The following is a 15,873-nucleotide window of genomic DNA, read 5'->3' on the forward strand; positions in this document are numbered from 1 at the left end:
GTGGGATTCGGCCGCTGATCTGCGGGTTCGTAGTGATGTCAACTCGCGATCTGGTACTCGTTGATGAGTCCGCCGAGGGCCGCTGTGCGGTGGACGCGGTGCTCGGCGAGGTCGATGGGGCGCGGCGGTCCGGCTTCAGCTTGCGGTGGGCGGGGCTGGTTCAGTGCTTGGTGAGGCCGATGCCCGTTGTAGTGCTCCAGGTGTCTGGTGAGGGTTCGGCGCAGGTGCCGTTCGTTGAGGATGAGTGTCCGGTCGAGGAGCTCGCGGCGCAGGGTGCCGATGAACCTTTCGCAGTGTGCGTTCGCTTTCGGTGCCTGGGGCGGGCTTTTGAGGACACGCAGGCCGATGTCGGCGAAGACGGCGTCGAAGGCGTCGGTGAACTGGCCGTCGCGGTCACGGATCAGGAACTTGATGCCTGCGATGTCCATGCCGGTGTCCATGAGGAAGTTGCGGGCCGCCTGGTTGGTCCATGGGCCGGTGGGGTTGGCGGTGACACCGAGCAGGTGCGCGCGGCGGCTGCCGTGGTCGAGCATGACCATGGCGTAGATGCGTTTGAGGTTGATGGTGTCGACGTGCAGGAAGTCGACGGCGACTATGTGCTCGGCCTGGGCTGCGAGGAACTGCCTCCAGGTTGGTCCGGTACGACGTGGGGCGGGGTCGATACCGGCCTGGTGAGGATGTTCCACACGGTGGAGGCGGCCAACTTATGGCCGAGGCGGGTGAGTTCGCCGTGGATGCGCCGACGGCCCCATCCCGGGTTCCCGGCCGCCACGCGCAAGATCAGGGTTTGGCTGCGGGCCCGTGGGCGGCCGCCCGGGGCGGCGACGCTGGCTGTAGTCCCACTTCTTCGCGACGAGTTTGCGGTGCCAGGTCAGCAGCGTGGCCGGCGTCATGGGGAAGACCTGAGACCAGCGGCGGCGCGGTATCAGGTGCGAGAGCGCGGTGAACCACAGGCGGTCGGCTGGTTCGTAGTGTAGGCGTGGGACATGTCGGCGCAGGACCGCGTTTTCGTGGCGCAGCACCAGCAATTCCGCGTCCTTCGTGACGCCAGGCCGCAGCAGCAACGCGGGCAGCGACAGCGGGCGGCGGGTGACGGCGTACACCGTGGACAGGATCACGAAACATGATCCCAGACGCGGCAGAGCCGCTGTTCAGAGTCCTGTACTCCCGGTTCTTTGCGGCGAGGGGCTCCGAAGTGGTGGGACGGCCATTCGTGTTCTTGAGCCTCACAGGGTTTGCGGGTCGCATGGCGCCAGGTGCGTTTCACCAGGCGGCGGTGCCAGGCGAGCAGGGGCGCGGGGGTGACAGGACGATGGCGGCGCAGTCGTGCCGGAAGTCGGCGGGATAGTGCGGACAGCAGGGCGCGGTCGGCCCACGACATGCGGGGCTTGGGCATAGGGCGGCGTAGCACGGCGACCTCGTGGCGGAGTGCGAGGATCTCGATCTCCTTGGCTCGGCCGGAGCGGCCGAGCGGGGCCAGCCCGTTGAGCAGCCGGGCGAAGATCAGGTAGAGCAGCCGCAGTGCCATGAAACGTGATCTTGCCGGATGGCTCCGTCGGTCGGAAAGTGCAGGTCATCGGATGTTCCGAGTACGGGAACCTCATAGGATGGCCGCGGGGGAACTTGAGAGCCGGGCTACGGCCCCGATCCGGCTACGGCTCCGCGACGTACCGTCCGCGGAACTGAGTCATCCCCCCGATTCCCCCGCCCCGGCCCGCACCGCGCCCTCCCACAGCATGATCCACACGGCGAGGACCACACACGCGGTCAGACAGCCCGCTGCGGTGATCAGCAGTGCCGTGTCGGCGGCCGCTTCCGAGCCCACGCCGCGGTCTTGGTCGGTGACGGCACCGGCCAGTCCGATGCCGAGGCCGGCGGCCACGGTGATGACCGTCTTGGTGACTCCCGACGCCTCCCCGGCCCGCTCCGGCCGGATCACCGCCTGGGTGGCGATGAGCGTCAGTGAGTTGGCCACTCCGAGGACCGCGCCGCCCACGGTGGCGACGGCTACGTACAAGGTGAGGGAGGAGGTCCGGGCGAGGCACGCCAGGACCAGCGCTCCCCCGCACAGGCAGCCCGCCATCAGCCGTACCGCGGCCCGTGGCGGTACTCGCCCGGCGAGCGGTCCGGCGAGCGCCATGGCCAGCGCGGGGGCGAGGAACGCGGTGCCCGCGAGGACGACCGAGAGGTCCCACTGGCCCTGGAGCGTCAGCGGTACGACGAACAAGAACATCACGGTGGTGGTGTTGGCCGCGGCACCGGCCAGGGTGAGCGCCATGTACGGCCCGTTGCGGAACAGGCTGAGCTCCACCAGCGGATGAGCCGCGGCCCGCTCGCGCCGTACGAACAGGATGAGCAGGGCTGCCGCGACGGTCACGCCCGCCGAAGCGGCGGGCCACGGCCAGTGCGGTCCGCGGTCGATGACGACGCAGAGCGCGGCAAGCGCGGCCGTGGCACCGGCCAGGCCACTCCAGTCGACGTTGCGGGGCGTACTGGTGTCATAGCTCTCGGCGGTACGAGAGGCACAGACCGCGCCGAGTACGGCGATCGGCACGTTGAGCCAGAACACGGCACGCCAGGACACCGACTCGGTCAGGGCACCGCCGATGAACGGGCCGCAAGCGGTGGCGATCCCGCCGATGCCGAGGGCCCAGCCGGTGGCACGGCCGCGTAGTCCCGCCGGGTAGACGTTGGTCAGCAGCGACAGCCCCACCGGCATGATCATCGCGGCCCCGGCGCCCTGGGCCACCCGGGCACCCACCAGGACGGGCAGGGTCGGGGCGAGCGCGCAGACCAGCGAGGACGCGCCGAACACGGCTAGCCCCGCGACCAGGAACCGCCGTCGGCCGAACAGGTCGCCGAGCCGTCCCGCCCCCAGCATCAGCGTGCCGGTGGACAGCAGGTACGCGCTGATCACCCACTGGAGACCGGCTCCGCCCGCGTGCAGGTCGCGGCCGATCTGCGGCAGGGCGAGGTTCAGGCCGAACGAGTCGAGCTGGATACAGAACACACCCACGGACATGGCGAGGAGTGCCCATCGCCGGGTGGCGAAGGGCGGCGCCGTCGCGCCGCCGGCACCGTCCCTCAAAGTCGCGCCCTTGCTCATGGTTGCCCACTTCTCCTCACGGTCGGCCCCTTCGGGGATGGTCCTTGCTGCCGCCGCACGGCAGTGCGGTGGCACGAGACGCTGGTGGTGAGGGGGAGGTCGCAGCCGAAGAGCGCTCCTGAACACGGAGCGCCGCTGCGGGAGAGGAGGGGATGAAGAAGTGGGGACCGGGATGGTAGGGCTGCCCACGGGAAGTCCCATGTGCCACGTCGGTGGGTGCGGGTGCCGATAAATCATCCGTGCTGGTCAGGCGACATGTCGGTACGCGTGAAGGATGCCACCGAGTCGGTTGTGTCGGCGAACACTGAGAGAGGTTATCCGCTCCGGGTCTGTGACCGGTTCGGGTAGAACTCGACGCGGCGCGGCTTGGCCGAGCGTCCGGTGAGGGCGGTGCCCGTTGTAGAACTGCTCGAACTCACTTAGCGCGTGCAGCAGATGGCGCTGGTTCCAGATCAAGGTCCGGTCCAGCAACTCGCGTCGGCAAGTCTGCACCCACCGTTCCATGATCGAATTCATCCTGGGCGTTCGGATGCCGCTGAGTACGACCTCGATCCCCGCGTCCGCGAGGACGGCGACGAACGAGGCGGTGAATTTCGAGTCCCGGTCGCGGATCACGAAACGCCGTCGGATGCGCGGTGGCCCCCAGGGCCCGGACGCGCCGGGTCGCATGTTCTATCGCGGCGAAGACGTACAGGCGCGCTCCGGCCAGAGTGCGCGTCTCGATGAAGTCGCAGGCCGAAATGGCCTCGGCCTGGCCGCGCAGGAAGGCGGCCCAGGTGGTGTGCTCGCGCTCGGATGCGGGGTCGATACCGTGCTCCTTGAAGAACTCCCACACGGTCGAGGCCGCGACCCGGATGCCCAGGGCCGCCAGCTTCCCGTGCACCCTCCGATAGCCCCAACTCGGATTCTCCCTCGCCAGGCGCAGCACCGGGGCCCGAACGGAGCGCACCGTGCGGGGCCGCCCCCGCCGACGCGGCACGCATCCGGCGGCGTGACGCCGCTTCAGCAGATTGCGGTGCCAGCGCAGGATCGTGTCCGGCCGCGCCAGCAAGTGCAGGCCGCAGCTGCTCCACCGGCAACCGGTGGAGCAGGCCGGCGAGGACGAAGCGGTCCTCCGCGGTGAACGTGGGCTTGGCGCTCTGGCGCTGCAGGATCGCGAGTTGGTGCCGCAGCACCAGGATCTCGGTCTCCATCTCGCGCTCGGACATCGGCAGCAGACGTATGAGCGAGAGCGTGTTCGTGACGGCGAGGTAGACCAGACGCAGCAGCACAACCGATCAACATGCCAGCCCGTACTCCCGCCGGATCACCGGCCGCACATGAGATCGCCAATCACGCCTCCGACCAGGCCGGATGCTTATTCGGCACCCACAGGGCTGACACAGCCCCCGAACTCCTGCGTTCCGCCCTCACCTGGTCTTGGTCCCGTCAATGTCTGACCCGGTTCGCGGTAGCTGCCCATACCCGCAGCCTTCGGGAAGCCGCAGACGACCTCCCCATCACCCGTGCAACCGTCGTCGGCCTACGAATGCCGAGGTCAGGAAGGCGGCGGCGAACCACGGATGCAGAAGCGTCGAGCTTCTCAACCGTTGAGGAAGGGAACCTTCGTGAGCTCTTCGGAGATGCGCCAGACCCGCTGGGCTTCGTCAACGCCACGCAGCCGGCTGTACAGCTTCTGCTCCCCGGGAGGGCCGCCCAGGTGTCCGGGCCCGCTGGGTCCATAGAAGCCGCCGGGCGTGGCGTCGGGGGAGACGGCCGCGTAGAGGGCGGGGAGCTTCGCGGTCTGAACCGTCCCGACGAGGATGCCGCGGGCGGACATCGCCCGGATCAGGCGAACACTCAGGGTGTCCTTGTCGCGGCTGACCTCGGGGCGGGCGGCGAGCAGGTTCGTCGGGGCGACGCCGGGATGGGAGAGGTTGCTCGTGATGCCCCAGCTATTGGCCTGGCTGCGCCGGTCGAGTTCGAGGCTGAAGAGCCCGAACGCGATCTTCGACTGGCTGTATGCCTTCCTGCCGTCGTAGGAGCGTTCCCAGTTCAGGTCGTCCCAGTTGATGGCGCCCTGATTCGCCGCGACGCTGACCTGTGAGGTGACGCGTGCCTGGCCTGCGCGCAACAGCGGCAGCAGGTGGGCCACGAGGGCGAAGTGGCCGAGGTGGTTGGTGCCGAACTGAAGCTCGAACCCGTCGGCGGTGGTCTGTCGGCCGGGCGGAGTCATGACGCCGGCGTTGTTGATGAGGAGGTGGATCGGACGTCCCTCCTCTCGCAGGGTCTCGCCGAGGGCCGCGACGGAGGCGAGTGAGGACAGGTCGAGCTCGCTCAGCGACACGTTCGCATGAGGGGTGGCCTGACGGATCGTGGAGATCGCGGCCTCGCCTTTGCGTGGGTTGCGAACGGGCAGGAGCACTTCGGCTCCGGCCGCGGCAAGCCTTGTGGCGATGCCGAGCCCGATGCCGTCGCTGGCTCCGGTGACGACGGCGCGCCTGCCGGACAGGTCGGGGACGGTGATGTCGATGGGTGTGCGTGGCATGTGGCCCACTCCTGGAAGTTGTGTCGTTGCCTCCACCCTCGTGGAAGACGACGGCGCTGTTCAGGGCTGCTCGATCCACTGATCGAGAAGTCCAGGCTCCGGTTATGGGATCGCCCCGCCCACGGCTACGACCCTGCCGATCCCGTACGCCGAGCCCGTGACCACCGCGACCTTCCCGGTGAGAATCAGTCATGCCCCCGCCCTTTCACGAGGGGGTACGGCATTCAGCCTCGGATGGCGCTGTAGCGGGGGCAACTCGTGAAGGGGGGATCGACAATCCGTGGCTGGTGGGATGCGCGGGCGGTAGAAATGAGTATCGAAGCGGACATGCACGATGACGGAGGCGCACACGGTGATCGATCGGACCGGACTGGCGCAGTTCCTCCGGAACCGCCGGGAGTCGCTGCAACCCGAGGACGTCGGCCTCCCGCGTGGACGACGCCGCAGGACCAGCGGGCTGCGGCGGGAGGAAGTGGCCTCCCTGTGCCACATGTCGACCGACTACTACGCGCGGCTCGAACGGGAGCGCGGACCCCAGCCGTCCGAGCAGATGATCGCCGCCATCGCGCAGGGACTGCACCTCTCCCTCGACGAGCGCGACCACCTGTTCCGGCTCGCCGGACACACCTCACCCCCGCGCGGCTTCGGAGGCGAGCACATCAGCCCCGGGCTGCTGCGCATCCTCGACCGCCTGCACGACACCCCCGCGGAGATCGTCACCGAGCTCGGCGAAACGCTTCGCCAGACTCCGCCCGGCATTGCGCTCACCGGCGACCTGACCGCCTACGGCGGCCCGGCCCGCAGCATCGGCTACCGATGGTTCACCGACCCCGCCACACGAGAGCTCTACGCCCCCGAAGACCATGCGTTCCTCACCCGCATGTTCGCCTCGGGCCTGCGCGAGGTGGCCACACTGCGGGGCTCCGGTTCGCGCGCGGCCCACTACGCCGACCTGCTGCGCGCACAGAGCGAAGAGTTCCGTCAGGTGTGGGACCTCCACGAGATCGGCATCCGCCCCCACGAGGTGAAGCACTTCATCCATCCCGAGGTTGGCGCCTTGGAGTTGACCTGTCAGACGCTGCTCGATCCGAACCAGTCGCAGCTACTGCTCGTCTACACCGCCGTTCCCGGCAGCGAGAGCTACGAGAAGTTGCAGTTGCTGTCCGTCATAGGAGCACAGGCGCTGCGCTGAGGGGCTCCGTCCGTGCAGCGAGACGGTTTCATCTGCAGGCCCGAGGGCGATGTTCCTCCTCGGCATCGCTGCTCCTTGCAGTTGTCAGAATCGTGCTCGCGACAACCTCGAAGAGGCGATCGGACGTGGTGCGAGCGAGGGTTGATCGCCGAGCCGAGCGAGCATGGCTACCAGCGCCCCTGCCCGGCCGGGGTCTCGGATCAGCTCGTCGATCGCAGCCTCGGCCAGGGCGTTGGCCAGAAAACAAATCGACGCCATCGACATCGCTCCGCGCTACGTCCGCGGCCCGGGCACGGGTCAGGAGCCTTGCATCGGCTACGCGCGGCATCGCCATCCGGCTGGGACAACGCGGCGCGAACGTCGTCGTCAACAACTCCCGCGACGCGTTGGGAGCAGCCGCGACCGTGGTCAGGCGCCGGCGCCGCCGTCGACCGGCAGGATCGCGCCGGTGACGTACGAGGCGCGGTCGCTCAGGAGCCAGGCCGCCGCCTCGCCGATCTGCTCGGGGTCGGCCATCTTGCCCAGCGGGATCGAAGCGGTCATCTGCTCGACGATGCCAGGGGTGGCCTTCTCCCAGGTGTCGATCATCTCGGTGGAGGTGCCGCCCGGCGTGATGGCGTTCACCCTGATCCCGGCCGGGGCCCAGTTGACCGCGGCCGTCTCGGTGAGGCTGTTCAGTGCGCGCTTCATCGCCCCGTAGGCAGGAAGCGCCGGATTGGCGCGCCGGCTGCCGATGCTGGAGGTGTTCACGATCGCCCCGCCGCCGCCCTGGCGCATGAGCGTGGCCTCGGCGTTCATCGCGGTCCAGTGGGCGCGGAAATTCACCGTGAACTGCTCGTCGATGTCCTCCTCGCTGGTGGCATCGACCGGGCCGAACTGACGCTGGGGGGCCGCCCCGTTGTTGAACGCACCATCCAGCCGACCGTAAAGCTGCTCGACGCGGTCGACGGCGGCCAGGACGCTCGCGCGGTCGGCCAGGTCCAAGGCAACGGCGTCGGCGATTCCTCCCGCGGCCCGTATCTCGGTGACGATTCGGTCGAGGGCGTCGGTGCTGCGGGCGGCCAGGACGACCTTCGCGCCCTCCCGCGCGAACAGGCGCGCCGCGGCGGCCCCGATACCGCGGCTGGCGCCGGTGACGAACACGACCTTGCCGTTCAGCAGGCCGATGGGCGTGGTGTAGGTGTGGTTGCTCATGCTGCAAGTGTTCGCCGCCAGCCACTGCCGTATACAGGCACAAGTCGAACCAGGATCCCGCCCAGCGAGGCGTGCAGACTCGGTGTATGGACAAGCACGAGCTGGGAACGTTCCTGCGCAACCGCCGCGAGCGCCTGAGGCCCCAAGACGTGGGCCTGACCTCGGGCCCGCGCCGCCGCACGCCGGGCCTGCGCCGCGAGGAGGTCGCCGTACTGGCCCATATCTCCACCGAGTACTACGTCCGCCTCGAACAGGGCCGGGCCGCCTCCCGGCCCTCCGGCGACATCCTGGCGGCCATTGCCGGCGCGCTCCTGCTCAATGACGCCGAGTGCGACCACATGCACCGTCTGGCGGGCACCGCGCCCAACCGCACCCGCCTGCACCGGCGCGACGTGCGCCCCAGCATCCTCGCCCTGCTGGAACGGCTGCCCCGCACCGCAGGCTTCGTCATGTCCGTAACCTTCGAAGTCCTGGCCTGGAACGACCTGGCCGCCGCCCTCATAGAGGACTTCGCCGCACTCGACCCCCGCGACCGCAACCTCGCCCGCAAGGTGTTCCTCCATCCCAGGCCCACCACCGCAGCGCTCTACGGAATCGCCGACCTCACCGAGTTCCGCCACCAGGCGGTCATGAGCCTGCGCGCCGCCCTCGCGCGCTACCCCACCGACCCCGCCGTAACAGGACTCGTCGACGAACTGCGGCACGGCAGCCCCGACTTCGCCCACCTGTGGGACCGCCACGACGTGCAGGCCGCACCCACCTTCACTAAATCCTTCAACCACCCCGCCATCGGACCGGTCACCGTCGACTGCGACTCCCTGGCACTCACCGAACGCGACCAGCACCTCGTCCTCTACAGCGCCCCCCAGGGCTCCCCGGACGCGGACGCACTGGCTCTGCTGGACGTCCTGGGAACCTCAGCCACCCAGTACCACCCCTGACGCCCGCCGCTCGGGCGCAGTAGTGCCCGAGCGTGCGGTACTTCACCACTGTCCTTGAACGCTGGATTCCGAACGGGGAGTGGAGTCTCCGCTGGGGCTACTTGGCTTCATCAGGACCTGGGAAAGGGCGCTCCGCCTGCGGAGACGCGATCCGGACCTCGCGAACTCGGCGTGAGCTTCCGAGGCAGTCGCGTTACTTCCCGGCGCCGACGGCGAGGATCGCGCGGGCGGTGTCGAGGATCGTCTCGTTCACCTCCCGGTTCTTCCATCCGAGGATGTTGTGCGCCTTGGAACTGTCGACGAGTCGTTTGCGGCCCAGTTCGTGGCGCGCCATCGCCATCCGCGAGTTGAAGCGGCCAAGGAGCTTCACGGCGAGGTCCGGCATCCGCCGCGTAGGCGCCTTCTCGCCTCCGGCAGGCAGCCCGTCGCGGATGATCCGCGCCATGTCCGCGCACCACAGGAAGGTGCCGGACCCAAGGAAGCGCTCCCCGGCGGCGGAAGCGTGCGTCATGGCCAGGACCAGGATGTGCAGCTCGGCGACATCACGCACATCGACGACGTTCCACCCGATGCGCGGCAGGGCCGGAAGCTTCCCGTTGACGAGGCGGCGAACGGGTAACCGGATTCGACGCAGGGCCTTGCGGAGCAGGGGGATCAGCAGAGCGGCGAGGATCGCCCGGTCTTCGGGAGTGAACTTGATGCGGTCCGTGCCGAGTTGTCGCGCCAGGGCGGTGAGCTTGTGGCGTAGGGCGAGGACTTCCGCGTCCTTGTCGCGGTCGCTCATCGGTAGCAATCGCGGTGCGGCGAACAGGTTGGTGACGGTCAGGTAGGCGAGACGAAGCAACACGAAACTATTCCTGCCGCACCGTCGATGACGCTCCTGATCTGCGTGGATGACATTTTCGGCAGGCACACTGCTCGGACGTGGTCATCGGCACGAACAGGGCCCTGTCAGGGCTCCTGGTGGAGTCGGGGGTCGGCGACGTCACCCTCGGGGGAGGTCTCGCGCGACTGGGTGAACTCCTGGATGCCGAGCACCCGCAGAAGCTCCAGTCGTTCGCGGGTCTCCTTGTCGGCGGGGGTGAGCACCATCAGCCGCTGACGGTGGTCGACGCCGACGAGCGTCTCGACATCCATGAGCAGGTGACCTACGCGCGGATGGATCAGGAGCTTGCGATCCGTTCGTTTGACCGCCACTTGGTGCTCGGCCCACATCCGGCGGAAGTCGCTGTTCGCCGCCCGCAGCCGCGTGACGAACCCGGTGACGGCGGGATCGCCGGAGTGGCGGCCGACGGCCGCGCGCAGGTCGGCCACGAGTTCACGGGCGTGGCGCTCGTGCTCGCCGGGCGGGTGCGAGGCGCGGGCAGCGGGATCGGTGAACCAGCGGTACACGAGATAGCGCCGGTCGCCGGTGAACGCGGTCTGGTCACCCATCAGCAACAGGGACGCCGGGTTCTGGGCGAGAACCTCCCCCAGGTCGGACAGGACCACCGCCGAAGTGCCGGTGAGCAGGTCCATCATGCGCACGAGGCCGGTGCGGGCCAGCTGAGCGGGACCGTCGGTAGGCGGTGGCTGATGACCCGCTAGATAGAACAAATGCTCGCGTTCGTCGTCGGACAGCCGCAACGCGCGAGCCAGCGCCCCGAGCAGCTGCGTCGAAGGCTGACTGCTGCGGCCCTGCTCCAGGCGTGCCACGTAGTCCACCGATATCCCGGCGAACATCGCCACCTCTTCGCGGCGCAGGCCGCTGCTACGGCGGCGAGGTCCCGTGGGCAGGCCGACCTCGCCCGGGTGGATCGCCTCGCGGCGACGACGCAGGAAGTCCGCCAGTTGATCGCGCTCCATGAGCCCATCGTCGCACTGGGGTGACTCCTCAACCAGGGAGTGGCACTCCGATGACACATGCTCCTCTTCCGCCCCGCCCGGAACCGAAGCAGAGTCGGCGGCAGGCCGACGAGCGAACTCCGTCAAGTCGGCCCGACGAGAAGGAGAACACGATGCAGACACGCACCCTGGGCACCACCGGCCCGACCGTTTCCGCGCTGGGTCTCGGCGCGATGGGCATGTCCGGCGCCTATGGCCCGGCCGACCGTGCCGAGAGCGTCGCCACCGTGCACGCCGCGCTGGAGGCCGGCCTCACCCTGATCGACACGGCTGACTTCTACGCCTCCGGTCACAACGAGCTGCTGGTGGCCGAGGCGTTGCGGGGCAGGGAGCGCGGCAGCTATCGGCTGAGCGTGAAGTTCGGCATGCTCACCGCCCCCGGAGGCGCGTACACCGGTATCGACGGCCGCCCCGAGGGGATGAGGAACTTCCTCGCCCACTCCCTGACCCGCCTGGGCACCGACCACGTCGACGTGTACCGCCTGGCGCGGCTGGACCCGGCGGTGCCGATCGAGGAGACGGTGGGGGCGATCAAGGAGATGGTCGAAGCCGGGCACGTGCGCCACATCGGGCTCTCGGAGGTCGACGCCGACACCGTGCGACGCGCTCACGCCGTGCATCCGATCAGCGACCTGCAGGTCGAGTACTCGCTGCTGACGCGGACCGTGGAAGCCGACGTCCTGCCCACGCTGCGTGAACTCGGCATCGGCATGACCGCGCACGGCGTGCTCGGCCGGGGCCTGCTCTCCGGACGCTGGAGCGCCGGCACCTCCATCGGCCCCGGAGACTGGCGCGCCTTCGACCCGCGGTTCGCCGACGGGAACCTGGAGCACAACCTCACCCTTGTGGAGGCCTTGCGCCAGGTCGCCGATGCGAAGGAGTGCTCCGTCGCCCAGCTGGCCATCGCCTGGGTGGCCGCCCAGGGCGACGACATCGTGCCGTTGGTGGGCGCCCGTACCCGCGACCGGCTGGCCGAGGCTCTGCCCGCGAGCGAGATCCGGCTCACCGAGGACGACCTCGCCCGGATCGAGAAGGCGGTCCCGGACCGCGCCGCGCGCGGCAGTCTCGACGCGTCCGCCGCCCTGTCCGAGCTCCTGGGCTGAGGAGAAAGTACACATGTCCCCTGAAGAGATCCGCGCCGGCTCCCTCGCGGCCACCGACACCTACTTCGAGGCGTTCGAGGCCGGCGACATGGCAGGAATGGCAGACGTCCTCGCCGCCGATGTCGTGCACGTCCTGGCGATGTCCTTCGACGGCGGTGTCGAGCCCGCCGTCGTCCTCACCGGCAAGGACGAGGTACTGGGGTTCTTCGCCGGCCTTCTGCGGCAGGTCAGCCGCCGTGCCCTGTCCGACCGGCGCGTCACCGCCGGTGCGGACGGCGACGTGGTGTTCGTCGAGGCCGTCGGTGACGCCGTGCTCGCCGACTCGGGCACCTCCTACAAGAACGTGTACGTGTTCAAGTTCGAGTGTGCCGACGGCCAGGTGCGGCGCCTCACCGAGTACTCCAACCCGGTCGCGGCCCACAAGACGCTGAACATCCCGCTGGGATGACTCGCCGGTGCTCCCGCACCGGACGCATGCACACCGACACACCGACACCTCGATACACCGGCACATTGCCTTTGACGACAAGGAGAGTCCTTCATGCGTGTCTTCCTCACCGGTGGGAGTGGCTTTCTCGGCCAGCACCTGATCAGCCGGCTGAGTGCCGAGGGCCACAGTGTCGTCGCCCTGGCCCGCTCCACCGCGAGTGTGCGCAAGGTGACCGAGGCCGGGGCGCAGCCGGTGCGCGGCGACCTGGCCGAGCTCGCCGGCCGGGGTGGCCCGGCGGTTCCCCCGGCCTGGCTCGATCACCTGCGCGACGCCGACGCTGTCGTGCACGCCGCGGCCCGGATGGAGTTCTGGGGCGACGACGCCGGCTTCCGTGCCGACAACCACGAGCCGACCGTCGCCCTGCACGCGGCCGCGGCCGCGGCGGGAGTGTCCCGGTTCGTACTCATCAGCGCCGCCGGCGTGTCGATCGGTACCCAACGCGCCGCCGTGGTCGACGAGAACACCGACGACGGCACCTCCGCCCTCGCCTACGGCCGGGTCAAACTGGCCACCGAGAACGCCCTGCGCGACGCCGCATCGCCCGGCATGACCCTGGTGATCCTGCGACCGCCGTTCATCTGGGGCCCTGGCATGACCACCATGGCCGACGCGGTCGAGTCCGCTCGCAAGGGAGGTTGGATGTGGATCGACCAGGGCCGCCGCACCATGGACTTCGTGCATGTCGGCAACCTCGCCGACGCCGCCGTGCTTGCCCTCACCCGCGGCCGCCACGGCACGCCCTACTACGTCACCGACGGCGCCCCCATGACGATCCGCGACTTCTTCACCGCCCTCATGGCCACCCAGGGTGCCGACGTCACCAACAGCCGCAGCGTCCCGCTGGCGATCGCCGCGCCGATGGCAGCCCTCGTGGACGGCGGCGCCCGCCTGCTCCGCCGACGCACCGCGCCCCCGCTCACCAACTGGCTGATCGCCAACATGGGCCGCGACCGCGCCTACGACATCAGCGCCGCCCGCGCCGACCTCGGCTATCGACCGCGTGTCGGCCTCGATGCCGGCCTCCTGGAGATGACGCCCTGAGCGGCGCCGGCACCGCCGGCGGAACCTGAGGAATCCAGCACTAGAGGGTGAACCGGAGCGGGGTGCCGGGCGCCGCCTGGGCCGCCGCGCCGAGAGCCGCTTCCTCCGCGACGGCGATCACCGGGTAGCCGCCGGTCGTCGGGTGGTCGTGGAGGAACACCACGGGCCGCCCGTCCGGCGGCACCTGCACCGCGCCGAGCACCATGCCCTCGCTGGGTAGCTCGCCGTCCAACTCCCGCTCCAGAGCGGGCCCTTCGGTACGCAGCCCGATCCGGTTGCTGTTGCCCGAGACGGTGTACGCGGCGGTGACGAAGGTCCGGCGCGCGGCCTCGGTGAACCAGTCCGCGCGGGGCCCGAACCGCACCGGCAGGACGAGCTCGGCCGGGGGAGCGGGCCAGGGCGCCGCCACCGGCAGCACGGGTTGTGCGCCCGGCGCCTCGCCGACGGGCAGCACGTCCCCCGCGCTCAACGGCGCGGGCCCGAGCCCCGAGAGCAGATCGGTGGCCCGGCTGCCGAGTACGGGCTCGACGGCGATCCCTCCGGCAACGGCAACGTAGGACCGGACCCCCGCACTGGCCGTACCCACGTCGAGAACGGCTCCCGCGGGTATGTGCACAGGGACCCCCCAGGCCGCAGGCGCACCATCGACGGTGACCGGGCAGGGCGCCCCACCCACGACCACGGTGACCCCTCGATCCGGCCGCAGCGCACACCCGGTGAGGGTCGTCTCCAGTACGGCGGCGCCCTCCGCGTTCCCGACCAGTCGATTGGCCAGCCCCAACGCACCCGCGTCAAGCGCCCCCGACCGCGGAACCCCCAGGTGGGCATGCCCGACCCGACCGAGATCCTGAATGGTGGTGAGGGCTCCGCCCCGGACGACGGTGATCTTCACGGTCATCGCTCAAGCCCCTGTGACTCGCGCGGGGCGGGCGCCGGTGCAGCGGGCATGTCAAAGCCCTGCGGCGATTGAGCGGCGGAGGCCGGGGCAGCGCCCCGAGGCGTCGATCCCGCCGGAGCGAAACGAACCCGGGTCCCGGGCGACAGCAACGCCGCGGACTCCCGCGCCACATCCCACAAAACCCCGGGATCGGGCATCGTCCCGATCAACTGCCACCCACCCGGCGTAGCCCGCGGATACACCGCCGAATACCCGCCCGCCAACGCGACCGCCCCCGCAGGGACCCGCGTACGCGGCGTCGCCCGCCGCGGCACATGCAACTCCTCCGGCAACCCGGCCAGATACCCGAACCCCGGCGCGAACCCGCAGAACGCCACGCGATACGTGTACGAGGCGTGCCGCGCGGCCACGTCCTCCTCGGCCACACCCCACAGCCCTGCCACCTCGGCCAGATCCGGCCCGTCGTACACCACGGGGATCGTCACGACGTCCCCGTCCGCCTCGGCCCCCAACGGCACATCCCACTCGCCCAGTTGGCGCGCGAGCGCATCCCGCTCCGTCACTCCGTCGAGTAGCACCGTCCGCGCCCCCGGCACGATCTCCCGCACCGGCGGCAACACCCCCGCGCCCCGCCTGCGCAGCAGTTCCGCGTGGAACGCCCCCGCGTGCTCGGCGTCGGCGAACTCCACCAGCAGCGCATTCCGCCCGGCAGGCCGTACGCGAATGCTCACGTGAACGCCCCGACCTTGACCCCGGCGCCCTCCAGCGCCACCCGCACCCGCGCCGCGATCGCCGCCGCGTCCGGGGTGTCGCCGTGCACGCACAACGACCGCGCGGAGACGGCGACATGGGACCCGTCGGCTGCCTCGACCCCGCCGTCCACCGCGAACGCGACGGACCGGCGCACCACGGCGTCCGCGTCCTCGATGACGGCATCCGGCTCGCGGCGCGGCACGAGCGTGCCCTCGGGGGTGTAGGCACGATCGGCAAAGGCCTCATGTACCGGCCGCAGCCCCAACTCCTCAGTGACACGCAAGAGTTGAGACCCGGGAAGTCCCAGCACAGGCAGTTCCCCACCCGCGAGCCGCACGCCCTCGACGACCGCGCGGGCCTGTTCTCCGTCGCGCACGGTCCGGTTGTAGAGCGCCCCGTGCGGCTTCACGTACGCCACCTCGGCGCCGGCCGCCTCGGCGAACACCCGCAACGCCCCGATCTGGTAAGCCACTTCGGCCGCCAGCTCGTCCGGCGGTACGTCCATCGCGCGCCGCCCGAAACCGGCGAGGTCCCGGTACGAGACCTGCGCCCCGATCCGTACACCGCGCTCGGCGGCCAGGTCGCAGACCCGGCGCATCACGGAGGGGTCGCCGGCGTGGAAGCCGCAGGCGACGTTGGCGCTGGTCACCACGGAGAGTAGGGCCTCGTCGTCGGTGAGGGCCCACCGGCCGAAGCCTTCGCCGAGGTCGGCATTGAGGTCGATGACGTCGTGGATCACGGGAT

16 protein-coding genes and 1 pseudogene are annotated in these 15,873 nt (G+C 69.9%); 5 read left to right on the forward strand and 12 right to left on the reverse strand.

All coding sequences use genetic code 11. The annotated features are described in order from the left end of the window. Positions 1-38: 38 nt before the first annotated feature. The 6 genes and pseudogenes from ACZ5CR_RS03675 to ACZ5CR_RS03700 all read right to left on the reverse strand — a co-directional run bounded on the left by ACZ5CR_RS03675 (position 39) and on the right by ACZ5CR_RS03700 (position 5,633). On the reverse strand, positions 39-686 hold the full coding sequence (locus tag ACZ5CR_RS03675; RefSeq protein WP_468853219.1) for an integrase core domain-containing protein: 648 nt from the start codon (positions 684-686) through the stop codon (positions 39-41). Between the two features lie 18 nt (positions 687-704). Further along, the gene (locus tag ACZ5CR_RS03680) at positions 705-1,118 is read right to left on the reverse strand and encodes an integrase (RefSeq protein ID WP_468853220.1); all 414 of its coding nucleotides are present in this window, start codon (positions 1,116-1,118) and stop codon (positions 705-707) included. Then, positions 1,115-1,528 (reverse strand): hypothetical protein, encoded by a 414-nt coding sequence (locus ACZ5CR_RS03685; RefSeq protein WP_468853221.1) that lies wholly within the window; start codon positions 1,526-1,528, stop codon positions 1,115-1,117. Before ACZ5CR_RS03685 ends, ACZ5CR_RS03680 begins: the two co-directional genes overlap by 4 nt. A 159-nt stretch (positions 1,529-1,687) precedes the next feature. Continuing rightward, positions 1,688-3,106, reverse strand: a complete 1,419-nt coding sequence (locus ACZ5CR_RS03690) for an MFS transporter (protein WP_468853223.1) — start codon at positions 3,104-3,106, stop codon at positions 1,688-1,690. Positions 3,107-3,352: 246 nt separating this feature from the next. Beyond that, positions 3,353-4,377 (reverse strand): annotated as a pseudogene (locus ACZ5CR_RS03695) (integrase core domain-containing protein). A 311-nt stretch (positions 4,378-4,688) separates the two neighbouring features. Beyond that, positions 4,689-5,633 carry an SDR family oxidoreductase gene (locus ACZ5CR_RS03700; protein WP_468853224.1) on the reverse strand — a complete coding sequence of 315 codons (945 nt, stop codon included), beginning with the start codon at positions 5,631-5,633 and terminating at the stop codon, positions 4,689-4,691. A gap of 334 nt (positions 5,634-5,967) precedes the next feature. On the opposite strand from ACZ5CR_RS03700, the gene ACZ5CR_RS03705 reads away from it, so the two are divergent. Further along, positions 5,968-6,825 carry a helix-turn-helix transcriptional regulator gene (locus ACZ5CR_RS03705; protein WP_468853226.1) on the forward strand — a complete coding sequence of 286 codons (858 nt, stop codon included), beginning with the start codon at positions 5,968-5,970 and terminating at the stop codon, positions 6,823-6,825. A 408-nt stretch (positions 6,826-7,233) separates the two neighbouring features. On the opposite strand, the gene ACZ5CR_RS03710 is transcribed toward ACZ5CR_RS03705, so the two are convergent. Then, entirely contained in the window at positions 7,234-8,019 is a 786-nt protein-coding gene (locus ACZ5CR_RS03710; RefSeq protein WP_468853228.1) for an SDR family NAD(P)-dependent oxidoreductase, read from the reverse strand. Between the two features lie 86 nt (positions 8,020-8,105). On the opposite strand from ACZ5CR_RS03710, the gene ACZ5CR_RS03715 reads away from it, so the two are divergent. Further along, positions 8,106-8,960: an MmyB family transcriptional regulator gene (locus tag ACZ5CR_RS03715; protein ID WP_468853230.1), complete on the forward strand. Its 855-nt coding sequence runs from the start codon at positions 8,106-8,108 to the stop codon at positions 8,958-8,960. A 193-nt stretch (positions 8,961-9,153) separates the two neighbouring features. Here ACZ5CR_RS03715 and ACZ5CR_RS03720 read toward each other — a convergent pair whose 3' ends face one another. Together ACZ5CR_RS03720 and ACZ5CR_RS03725 are read right to left on the reverse strand one after the other, a co-directional pair. Then, positions 9,154-9,807: a hypothetical protein gene (locus tag ACZ5CR_RS03720; RefSeq protein WP_468853231.1), complete on the reverse strand. Its 654-nt coding sequence runs from the start codon at positions 9,805-9,807 to the stop codon at positions 9,154-9,156. Positions 9,808-9,911: 104 nt separating this feature from the next. Then, positions 9,912-10,805: a helix-turn-helix transcriptional regulator gene (locus ACZ5CR_RS03725; RefSeq protein ID WP_468853234.1), complete on the reverse strand. Its 894-nt coding sequence runs from the start codon at positions 10,803-10,805 to the stop codon at positions 9,912-9,914. Between the two features lie 152 nt (positions 10,806-10,957). Between ACZ5CR_RS03725 and ACZ5CR_RS03730 the strand changes: the two genes are divergently transcribed. From ACZ5CR_RS03730 to ACZ5CR_RS03740, 3 genes are all read left to right on the forward strand, one after another. Continuing rightward, entirely contained in the window at positions 10,958-11,947 is a 990-nt protein-coding gene (locus tag ACZ5CR_RS03730; RefSeq protein ID WP_468853236.1) for an aldo/keto reductase, read from the forward strand. A gap of 13 nt (positions 11,948-11,960) precedes the next feature. After that, positions 11,961-12,395 (forward strand): nuclear transport factor 2 family protein, encoded by a 435-nt coding sequence (locus tag ACZ5CR_RS03735; protein ID WP_468853238.1) that lies wholly within the window; start codon positions 11,961-11,963, stop codon positions 12,393-12,395. A 93-nt stretch (positions 12,396-12,488) separates the two neighbouring features. Next, positions 12,489-13,478, forward strand: a complete 990-nt coding sequence (locus ACZ5CR_RS03740) for an NAD-dependent epimerase/dehydratase family protein (protein ID WP_468853240.1) — start codon at positions 12,489-12,491, stop codon at positions 13,476-13,478. Positions 13,479-13,518: 40 nt separating this feature from the next. Here the strand turns inward: ACZ5CR_RS03740 and ACZ5CR_RS03745 are convergent, their stop codons facing one another. The 3 genes from ACZ5CR_RS03745 to ACZ5CR_RS03755 are packed head-to-tail and all read right to left on the reverse strand — an operon-like array spanning position 13,519 to position 15,868. Continuing rightward, positions 13,519-14,376, reverse strand: a complete 858-nt coding sequence (locus ACZ5CR_RS03745; RefSeq protein WP_468853242.1) for a 5-oxoprolinase subunit C family protein — start codon at positions 14,374-14,376, stop codon at positions 13,519-13,521. Beyond that, positions 14,373-15,107, reverse strand: a complete 735-nt coding sequence (locus ACZ5CR_RS03750) for a 5-oxoprolinase subunit B family protein (RefSeq protein ID WP_468853244.1) — start codon at positions 15,105-15,107, stop codon at positions 14,373-14,375. Before ACZ5CR_RS03750 ends, ACZ5CR_RS03745 begins: the two co-directional genes overlap by 4 nt. Further along, positions 15,104-15,868, reverse strand: coding sequence for a LamB/YcsF family protein (locus ACZ5CR_RS03755; protein WP_468853246.1), 765 nt, complete (start codon positions 15,866-15,868; stop codon positions 15,104-15,106). The genes ACZ5CR_RS03750 and ACZ5CR_RS03755 overlap by 4 nt, the downstream gene beginning before the upstream one ends. Between the last annotated feature and the right edge of the window lie 5 nt (positions 15,869-15,873).

Source organism: Streptomyces sp. NPDC031274 (assembly GCF_055570235.1).

Bases quoted from the DNA above. Each gene is read 5' to 3' on its own strand.
- ACZ5CR_RS03685 (WP_468853221.1), bottom strand. From the start codon at position 1,528: ATGGCACTGCGGCTGCTCTACCTGATCTTCGCCCGGCTGCTCAACGGG.
- ACZ5CR_RS03690 (WP_468853223.1), bottom strand. From the start codon at position 3,106: ATGAGCAAGGGCGCGACTTTGAGGGACGGTGCCGGCGGCGCGACGGCG.
- ACZ5CR_RS03700 (WP_468853224.1), bottom strand. From the start codon at position 5,633: ATGCCACGCACACCCATCGACATCACCGTCCCCGACCTGTCCGGCAGG.
- ACZ5CR_RS03705 (WP_468853226.1), top strand. From the start codon at position 5,968: ATGACGGAGGCGCACACGGTGATCGATCGGACCGGACTGGCGCAGTTC.
- ACZ5CR_RS03710 (WP_468853228.1), bottom strand. From the start codon at position 8,019: ATGAGCAACCACACCTACACCACGCCCATCGGCCTGCTGAACGGCAAG.
- ACZ5CR_RS03715 (WP_468853230.1), top strand. From the start codon at position 8,106: ATGGACAAGCACGAGCTGGGAACGTTCCTGCGCAACCGCCGCGAGCGC.
- ACZ5CR_RS03725 (WP_468853234.1), bottom strand. From the start codon at position 10,805: ATGGAGCGCGATCAACTGGCGGACTTCCTGCGTCGTCGCCGCGAGGCG.
- ACZ5CR_RS03730 (WP_468853236.1), top strand. From the start codon at position 10,958: ATGCAGACACGCACCCTGGGCACCACCGGCCCGACCGTTTCCGCGCTG.
- ACZ5CR_RS03735 (WP_468853238.1), top strand. From the start codon at position 11,961: ATGTCCCCTGAAGAGATCCGCGCCGGCTCCCTCGCGGCCACCGACACC.
- ACZ5CR_RS03740 (WP_468853240.1), top strand. From the start codon at position 12,489: ATGCGTGTCTTCCTCACCGGTGGGAGTGGCTTTCTCGGCCAGCACCTG.
- ACZ5CR_RS03745 (WP_468853242.1), bottom strand. From the start codon at position 14,376: ATGACCGTGAAGATCACCGTCGTCCGGGGCGGAGCCCTCACCACCATT.